This window comes from Streptomyces sp. NPDC057654 (genome assembly GCF_042800135.1).
Lineage (GTDB): Bacteria > Actinomycetota > Actinomycetes > Streptomycetales > Streptomycetaceae > Streptomyces.
This window is the reverse complement of record NZ_JBHVHQ010000870.1, coordinates 1-3,593: the sequence shown is the minus strand read 5'-3', so window position 1 is coordinate 3,593 and position 3,593 is coordinate 1. Positions and strand designations below refer to the sequence as shown.

Here is a 3,593-nt window from a genome sequence, read left to right as displayed (position 1 = left end):
CCTTGCGGCTGCGGCGGCTTGCGACGGTGCTCGCTCATGGAACGACTACTCCTCGGGCAGGCGTGATCGCCTGAAAGCGGCAGGTGGCTTCCGGTCCCCCAGATGTGCGGGCCGGCCCCCTTGAGCGGCCGGGCGCACTGCATTCAGCACGATGACGCTCCACAACGTCACTTGGTTCCCGGTGATTTGCATGGCGCACAGACTACGCACGGCCAAAACCTTCCCACTGCGGATCTTCGATCCAATTCCGGCAGCGGGTCACCTGTGAATCCGTGATGTGACCTCGTTCACCGTGCTTCCCCTTGTCGCACGCGCATGGCCGTTCTATCGTCTGGATGTATCGAGTCGATACATCAGCTCGGCATAAAGGACTCGGCGGACCAGGGAGGCGACGGATGAGCAGACGCTCCGGCATCCTCGAATTCGCCGTCCTCGGCCTGCTCCGCGAGTCCCCTATGCACGGCTATGAACTGCGGAAGCGCCTCAACACCTCGCTCGGGGTGTTCCGCGCGTTCAGCTACGGCAGCCTCTACCCGTGCCTCAAGACCCTGGTCGCCAACGGATGGTTGATCGAGGAGCCCGGCAGCGCCCTGGAGGACGCCCTCGCGGCGTCGCTCGCCGGGCGCCGGGCCAAGATCGTCTACCGCTTGACGGCCCAAGGCAAAGAGCACTTCGAGGAGTTGCTCGGGCAGTCCGGCCCGGACGCATGGGAGGACGAGCACTTCGCCGCCCGCTTCGCCTTCTTCGGTCAGACCTCACGGGACGTCAGGATGCGGGTGCTGGAAGGCCGCCGCAGCCGCCTGGAGGAACGCCTGGAGAAGATGCGCGCCTCACTGGCCCGCAGCCGTGAGCGGCTGGACGGCTACACCCTCGAACTCCAGCGCCACGGCATGGAATCGGTGGAGCGCGAGGTCCGCTGGCTGAACGAATTGATCGAGAGCGAGCGGACCGGGCGCGACCAGCGCTCCGGCGCCGGCCGCTCCGAACAGGGCACATCAGGAGATCCGGGCGGCCTGCCCCGGCATCGGGGTGGTTCCCGGCCGGACCCGTCCGACGACACCGCCAAGTAAGCCCAGCAGACCGCTGGGCTTCGTCGAGTACTAACAGGGAGCAACCGGAATGGGTTCGGTTCGCGTAGCCATCGTCGGCGTGGGCAACTGCGCCGCCTCGCTGGTCCAGGGCGTCGAGTACTACAAGGACGCCGACCCGAAGAGCCGCGTGCCGGGTCTGATGCACGTGCAGTTCGGCGATTACCACGTCTCGGACATCGAGTTCGTCGCCGCCTTCGACGTCGACGCCAAGAAGGTCGGCCTCGACCTCGCGGACGCCATCGGCGCCAGCGAGAACAACACCATCAAGATCTGCGACGTGCCGCCGTCCGGCGTCACCGTGCAGCGCGGCCACACCCACGACGGTCTGGGCAAGTACTACCGCCAGACCATCGAGGAGTCCGAGGCGGCCCCGGTCGACATCGTCCAGGTCCTCAAGGACCAGCAGGTCGACGTCCTCGTCTGCTACCTCCCCGTCGGCTCCGAGGACGCCGCGAAGTACTACGCCCAGTGCGCCATCGACGCCAAGGTCGCCTTCGTCAACGCCCTCCCGGTCTTCATCGCCGGCACCAAGGAGTGGGCGGACAAGTTCACCGAGGCGGGCGTCGCGATCGTCGGCGACGACATCAAGTCGCAGGTCGGCGCCACCATCACGCACCGCGTGATGGCCAAGCTCTTCGAGGACCGGGGCGTCATCCTGGACCGCACGATGCAGCTGAACGTCGGCGGCAACATGGACTTCAAGAACATGCTGGAGCGTGAGCGCCTGGAGTCCAAGAAGATCTCCAAGACGCAGGCCGTCACCTCCCAGATCCGCGACCGCGAGCTGGGCGAGGACAACGTCCACATCGGCCCCTCGGACTACGTGGCCTGGCTCGACGACCGCAAGTGGGCGTACGTCCGCCTGGAGGGCCGCGCGTTCGGCGACGTCCCGCTGAACCTGGAGTACAAGCTTGAGGTCTGGGACTCCCCGAACTCGGCCGGTGTCATCATCGACGCCGTGCGCGCCGCGAAGATCGCCAAGGACCGCGGCATCGGCGGCCCCATCCTCTCCGCGTCCTCGTACTTCATGAAGTCGCCGCCGGTCCAGTACTTCGACGACGAGGCCCACGCCAACGTCGAGAAGTTCATCAACGGCGAGGTCGACCGCTGAACCGGTCCCTGACCGCCGATCGCCGATCGGCCGTCGCTTGATCTGCTGGTCCCCGGGCAATGCGCCCGGGGACCAGCGCATTGTGTGAGGCTGTGCACCATGCCCGTTGTGCGTGACCTGCGCGTACTGCTTCAACTGCGCGACTTCCGCCGCCTGCTCGCGGTACGCCTGCTCTCCCAGTCCGCCGACGGCGTCTACCAGGTGGCGCTCGCCACGTACGTGGTCTTCTCACCCGAGAAGCAGACCACGCCCGCGGCCATCGCCTCCGCCATGGCGGTCCTGCTGCTCCCGTACTCGCTGCTGGGCCCCTTCGCCGGCGTCCTGCTGGACCGCTGGCGCCGCCGCCAGGTGCTGCTCTACGGCAACCTCCTGCGGACCGTCCTCGCGGTCGGCACCGCGGTGCTGATCATCGCCTCGGTACCCGACTGGCTCTTCTACGCCTCCGCGCTGTCGGTCACCGCCGTCAACCGCTTCGTCCTCGCCGGGCTCTCCGCCGCCCTGCCGCGCGTCGTCGACAGCCGGGAGCGGCTGGTGATGGCCAACTCCCTGTCCCCGACCGCCGGAACGCTCGCGGCCACGGCGGGCGGCGGGCTGTCCTTCATCGTGCGGCTCGCGGTTCCCGAAGGCGCGTCCTCCGACGCCGTGGTCGTCCTCCTCGGCGCGACGGTGTACCTGTGCGCGGGACTCGCCGCGCTCCGCATGCCAGCCGATCTCCTCGGCCCCGACCCCGCCGAACTCCGGACACGCGTCCGCATCCGTACGGCCCTGTCGGAGACCTTCGCGGGCCTCGCGGCGGGCCTGCGCCACCTCATGGAGCGCCGCGTCGCCGCCCGCGCGCTGGCGTCCATGACGCTCATGCGATTCTGCTACGGGGCCCTGACCGTCATGGTCCTGATGCTGTGCCGGTACGCCTGGGCGAAGAGCGAGTCGGACGGGCTGGCCCTGCTCGGCCTCGCCGTGGGCGTCTCCGGCGCCGGCTTCTTCGCGGCCGCGGTATTCACTCCCTGGGCGGCGAGCCGGTTCGGCAGGTTGGGCTGGATGGCCGTATGCGCCGCCTCCGCGGCCGTACTCGAACCGGCGCTCGGCCTCACCTTCGAGCCCATACCGATACTGATCGCCGCCTTCGTCCTCGGCCTCATCACCCAGGGAGCGAAGATCGCCACCGACACCGTGATCCAGTCCTCGGTCGACGACGCGTTCCGAGGCCGGATCTTCTCCCTCTACGACGTCCTCTTCAACATCGCCTTCGTGGGGGCGGCGGCCGTGGCCGCTCTGATACTGCCGCCGGACGGACGGTCGGCCATGCTGGTCGTCACCGTCGCGGCGATCTACGCAGCGACCGCCCTCGCGATGGCGGCGTCCCGGCGACACTCCCCACGACTCTCCCGGCG

General features: G+C 68.5%; 3 protein-coding genes. All 3 read left to right on the top strand.

The genetic code is table 11. The features are described 5' to 3' along the window. Window positions 1–395 precede the first annotated feature (395 nt). Window positions 396–1,070 carry a helix-turn-helix transcriptional regulator gene (locus ACFU99_RS37470; RefSeq protein WP_384401289.1) on the top strand — a complete coding sequence of 225 codons (675 nt, stop codon included), beginning with the start codon at window positions 396–398 and terminating at the stop codon, window positions 1,068–1,070. Window positions 1,071–1,119: 49 nt separating this feature from the next. Continuing rightward, complete coding sequence (locus ACFU99_RS37465) at window positions 1,120–2,202, top strand: inositol-3-phosphate synthase (protein ID WP_384401286.1); 1,083 nt, start codon at window positions 1,120–1,122, stop codon at window positions 2,200–2,202. A gap of 99 nt (window positions 2,203–2,301) precedes the next feature. Then, window positions 2,302–3,593: MFS transporter (locus tag ACFU99_RS37460; RefSeq protein ID WP_384401283.1), on the top strand; the 1,292-nt coding region annotated here is incomplete at its 3' end.

Coding starts and splice junctions, on each gene's coding strand:
- ACFU99_RS37465 (WP_384401286.1), top strand. CDS start 1,120: ATGGGTTCGGTTCGCGTAGCCATCGTCGGCGTGGGCAACTGCGCCGCC.
- ACFU99_RS37470 (WP_384401289.1), top strand. CDS start 396: ATGAGCAGACGCTCCGGCATCCTCGAATTCGCCGTCCTCGGCCTGCTC.